This window comes from Silvanigrella sp., assembly GCF_044369315.1.
Lineage (GTDB): Bacteria > Bdellovibrionota_B > Oligoflexia > Silvanigrellales > Silvanigrellaceae > Silvanigrella.
Window position 1 is genome coordinate 1 of record NZ_JBIPMD010000249.1, and the last position, 4,641, is coordinate 4,641.

Genomic DNA, 4,641 nt, shown 5'->3' on the forward strand with positions numbered 1-4,641 from the left:
TCAATTAATTTGTTACCTTATTAATCGCACTGCTTACTTCCACGCTGATGGCTAATCTTTACGTGGGTGAGATTCGCACTCACTGGTTCTTACGCACTTATCTTGGCGCACCATAAATTTATCCTTTTATTATAAATAATTTTAATTTTTTTCAATAACAATTTCTCTTGCTTCTTTTGCTGAAAAATATTTTTTCAAAATTTTAAACATAGTTCCATCGGAAATAATATCATTTACTATATTTTTCCATTTTTCATATTCTTCAGGACTAAAAACTTTTTTTGACAAGATAATCCCATGTTTTATAGGCAACTCATCTATATTCCAATCTTCAACATTTACTAAGTTTGAAAGCCCGTTTATATTTTTAAAATAAAATTGAAAAGTCATTGGGTGGCCAATAGTGACATCAAATTTATGGTTAATGAAAGAGTCATATAACGCGTTATGATCAACATTTTCTATAACTCTATTTTCTTTATTTAAAATTTCAAGCCATTTATCTGCTTCGCCATGTTTAAAACCACGTATAACTCCAATTTTTAAATTTTTATTATTTAAAAATTCTTGCCAAGAATGAAAATTTAATTCTTTTTTTAAGATAATATAATTTTTTAATTTAATATAATTTATAAAGAACGCAAATTTATCTCTTTCTTTATTTTGAATACCTGAAGTACTTAAATCAAGTGACCCATTTTCAAGGGATTTCCATATTCGAATTCTTGGCATTACAGAGATATCATATTGGCATTTGTTTCTTTTCATAATTTCATTTATAATGTCTTTGTCAACTCCCTCATTTTTTTCAGAGGAATAAAAAAAGCCAGAATTATATAATGATACATTAAATTTTTTAAAACAATTTAATTTAATATCACTAGCAAACAATTTGATTGGAATTAATAAAGTTAAAAAAAAACAAAGTTAAAATTTTTTTTTTTCATTTTTAATTTTCCTAATTAAAAAGTTAATTTATATTAATAATAAATGAGTTAAATTCAAAAATAAATAATAAAAAATTGACGCCTTTCCACCAAGAAAAGGAGAGTCAATGGATAGATTAACAGAGCTAAGAATGCGCTTAGGAAATTATGAAAAGCGAGTAGTATTAGAAGAATATTTCAATTTAGAATTGAGTTTGTTCGTGCTTTCTCGTAAACAGCAGATCCATCATGTAACCTTATATAGTTGGAAAATGATCTTAAGTATAACTGATAAATCAATAAATATTAAAGATTATATTGAAGAAATTATTGCAGAAATGGAACGCCTAAGAGAGCCTTATTAAAACAGAAAAAGAAGTCATAAATATAAGAAAATACTTGGTTGCATTAATAAGTCGTAATTTAAATTTCAAGACAATCAACTTATAGTAACAAAAATAGGGTGGTCTTTATGAAAAATTATTTAAAAAGTGATTATACAGGATGATGTTCTGATGCCTTTGAAATACGATGTTTTAATGATGAGAAAGAATTCGTTGCATTTTCTCTTGATTGCCATGATCAAGAAGGAATAAGTTACGTTGCTTCAAAAAAGACTTTAATAGGAAAATCAATTCAAGAATTAACGTTTCATTTAGTAGAAAAATGATTTAAAAATTTAAAAACACAAAGACGAATAGAATGGCAGAAGCATTTTTCGGTACGTTTAAAAGAGATTATGTTTTGATTATAATCATCACGCATCTCATTCCGAACTTGCAATGATGAGTCCAATACAGTATCAAAATTCACATTAATCATGCGCCAACTGAAATGGGTTTTAAAGAAACATGCTACAAATAATAATGAATAGATTTAACTTCTAAACTATTTTTTGAAATATAATCTTCAATTTTATTTTTATCTGACTTCGAAATATTGTTAAATTTTAGACCAAACCCTTCTTCGGTTATTCTAACAATAATTCCTTTTGCTTTAATAAGCTCAGGGGTTTTAGGAAGCATAAATTCGAAGTTAAGTTCCATTCCAACGTAAGCGTTTAATTTGTTTTCTTTATCTAATAAATGCGATCCTTCAGTTGAAATATCAATAGCAAAAGTTTGAAATATATTGTTATTAAAAATAATTGTAAAGGGGATATGACATTTAGTTCTAATGCTTTTTCTGAAATCTTGTTTTGCTAGTTTTTTCAATTCTTGAATCATAGAATGTCTAGGCAAAGGCTTTACTAAAAAAAGATCTCCATGATGGGAGTTTGAAATATCTTTTATTTCTTGAGTATTTTGAACACTTGAAATGACAAATCGAACTTTTTTATTTAAACTTTTTAATTTAGCATTTTTGATTTCTTTAACCGCTTTTCCTCTTTGAAAAAAATAATCCATAATCACAATATCTATTTTTTCATGAATTAAGAATTGATTCATTTCATCTAAATTGTTTGCTAGTGTTACCTGAAAACCCGCTTTTGTTAAAGAAGATGCTTCTAAACTGGCAACAAATGAATGTTCTTCTAATAAAAGAAGATGAATTTTTGGGGCTTTGTTTTCCTGATATAGGTTGTTGAGATTTTTCACAACTGGCATAATGTTCTTTCTGTCAAAGTAGTCCTTATTCCTTAGCTAGGTTATCGGGAGCCATTTGTGACCCTTGAGGAGTGAAAATGTATTGGCCTGAAATTTCAATAGAAGATATCAATCAATTCGATATCGTTTTTAGTGATTCAAATCAAAAAAAATGTTTAAAAACGAATGGTTACTCTGGTTTTGTGTTTTTTGATATTGGTAGTGTTTTATTGGATTTAGATTGGGACGCCTATATTTATGAGTTTGAAAAGTTGTTGCCTGAAAATAGCTTTAAAAATCATAAGGAAACCTATTCCCTTCTGAAAGAAGAGGCCGTTCTTGAAAATTGGTGCACAGGAAAAATGGGTGCCTATGACTATGCTGTTTCCTTTATAAGGGCATTAAAAAAATCAGCAAAAATAGAAGATAATAATTTTTCTTTGTCTATTCATGATATTAAAAGAGCGGATAGCCTGGTTGTCGGGGCGGTAAGACAAAATGTGCTTGAATTAGCCAAAAAATTACGCAGAAATAATTTTGGAATTGGTGTTCTTAGTAACGCAACAACTTGGCATGAAGTGATGATTGAAAAAAGGGTTTCTGTTCGAGAACTTTTTGATGTTACCATATTTAGTCAAGATATTGGATATGAAAAACCAAACCCAAAAATTTATGAATTGGCATTTTTAGAAGCGCAAAGTTTTATTTTAAATAAATTTAATGGTACTTTAAATACAAATGATATTTATTTTATAGACGATACTCCTTTAAATGTAATAGCGGCAAGAAATGCGGGATGGAATGCGGGTCTTGTGAATTTAATAAATGAAGAAACTTTAAATAATGTTAAAACAAATAAGATGAGTAATGAGGAATTAAAAATTGCATCTCGAAAAAGAGAACATCTTATTTTTGGATTTGAAGCGTCACAAAGAGTTGAAAAAATCTTTGGAAATCTTATAAAAATATGAAGAATAAAATACTCCCAAATATTGCTTTTTTTGATTCAAGCCAAGGGGGGTTAACTGTTTGGGAAAATGTTTTAAAACGATTTCCTGATTTAAATACCCAGTATCTTGGTGATAATGCACGATGTCCCTATGGCAATAAAAGCCAAGATACCATTACAAGATACGCTTCTGAAGCCGCTTTATACTTAGCAAGCCGAAATGCAGAATTATTGATAATAGCATGCGGAACCGCTTCTAGTGTTGCCGCAAAACAATTACAACAACTTTTTAAATTACCCATTATTGGTATTGTGGAAGGTTTTTGTCATTTTGTGGCTGAAGTTTTATTTGATAAAACAAGAACGGTAGCCGTTTTGGGAACAAATTTTACAGTTAAAAGCAAACGTTTTAATGAAGAACTTTCTCTTCATGGTGTTGAAAAAGTTTGGGCAAGAGCTTGTCCTCTTTTTGTCCCCTTAGTGGAAGAGGGCATTTCTCAAGGCCCTATGGTAGATGCCGCTTGTGATATGTATTTGTGGGACATTCCAGAAGATACAAAAGTTGTGATGCTCGCATGTACTCATTATCCAAGACTTGCCTTTTCTATTGCTCAATCTATTGAAAGAAGGCTTGGAAAAACTGTAATTTATAAAACAATTGATGGTGATTGGGTTTTAAAAATAGGATCAAAAAATACAGAGGACCCCATTTATTTGGTAGAATCTTCTTTGCCAATCGTTAATTATGTTACTGAATTTTTATCGAATTCAAACTTAAAAGATCATCTGTGTCATGGGGAAAAACATGTTCTTTGTACAGACTCCCCAGAGCAATTTGAAAGCATCGCCAGGTTTTTTACATCCATTTCGCTTCCTAAAGTACAAGCCGTAGAAATTCAAACCTAATAACTCTCATTTGATAATATTCATCGACAGTTTTTTAAAATGACCGAATTCCTAATACACATTGGTGTTTCTTAATCATTTTGTAATCAAATCCTAATTAGAAAAATGCGATTAATAAAAGCAATTTGTTTTTTCTAATGAAGGAGGAATTATGGTGCGCCAAGATAAGTGCGTAAGAACCAGTGAGTGCGAATCTCACCCACGTAAAGATTAGCCATCAGCGTGGAAGTAAGCAGTGCGATTAATAAGGTAACAAATTAATTGAAGCCATTGT

General features: G+C 29.7%; 5 protein-coding genes. 3 read left to right on the top strand and 2 right to left on the bottom strand.

Translation table 11 applies throughout. The features are described 5' to 3' along the window. Positions 1-141: 141 nt before the first annotated feature. Positions 142-891, bottom strand: a complete 750-nt coding sequence (locus tag ACIQ56_RS14725; protein WP_397601801.1) for a substrate-binding periplasmic protein — start codon at positions 889-891, stop codon at positions 142-144. Positions 892-1,054: 163 nt separating this feature from the next. Here ACIQ56_RS14725 and ACIQ56_RS14730 point away from each other — a divergent pair, with 163 nt between their 5' ends. Then, the gene (locus ACIQ56_RS14730) at positions 1,055-1,291 is read left to right on the top strand and encodes a hypothetical protein (RefSeq protein ID WP_397601802.1); all 237 of its coding nucleotides are present in this window, start codon (positions 1,055-1,057) and stop codon (positions 1,289-1,291) included. Positions 1,292-1,780: 489 nt separating this feature from the next. Here ACIQ56_RS14730 and ACIQ56_RS14735 read toward each other — a convergent pair whose 3' ends face one another. After that, entirely contained in the window at positions 1,781-2,533 is a 753-nt protein-coding gene (locus ACIQ56_RS14735; protein ID WP_397601803.1) for a PilZ domain-containing protein, read from the bottom strand. A 77-nt stretch (positions 2,534-2,610) separates the two neighbouring features. On the opposite strand from ACIQ56_RS14735, the gene ACIQ56_RS14740 reads away from it, so the two are divergent. Together ACIQ56_RS14740 and murI are read left to right on the top strand one after the other, a co-directional pair. Beyond that, positions 2,611-3,483 (top strand): HAD family hydrolase, encoded by an 873-nt coding sequence (locus ACIQ56_RS14740; protein WP_397601804.1) that lies wholly within the window; start codon positions 2,611-2,613, stop codon positions 3,481-3,483. Then, on the top strand, positions 3,480-4,367 hold the full coding sequence (murI, locus tag ACIQ56_RS14745) for a glutamate racemase (protein ID WP_397601805.1): 888 nt from the start codon (positions 3,480-3,482) through the stop codon (positions 4,365-4,367). Before ACIQ56_RS14740 ends, murI begins: the two co-directional genes overlap by 4 nt. The last annotated feature ends 274 nt before the right edge of the window (positions 4,368-4,641 follow it).

What these genes read in the sequence shown, in the direction of transcription:
- ACIQ56_RS14740 (WP_397601804.1), top strand. Translation starts at nt 2,611, where the DNA reads ATGTATTGGCCTGAAATTTCAATAGAAGATATCAATCAATTCGATATC.
- ACIQ56_RS14730 (WP_397601802.1), top strand. Translation starts at nt 1,055, where the DNA reads ATGGATAGATTAACAGAGCTAAGAATGCGCTTAGGAAATTATGAAAAG.
- ACIQ56_RS14735 (WP_397601803.1), bottom strand. Translation starts at nt 2,533, where the DNA reads ATGCCAGTTGTGAAAAATCTCAACAACCTATATCAGGAAAACAAAGCC.
- murI (WP_397601805.1), top strand. Translation starts at nt 3,480, where the DNA reads ATGAAGAATAAAATACTCCCAAATATTGCTTTTTTTGATTCAAGCCAA.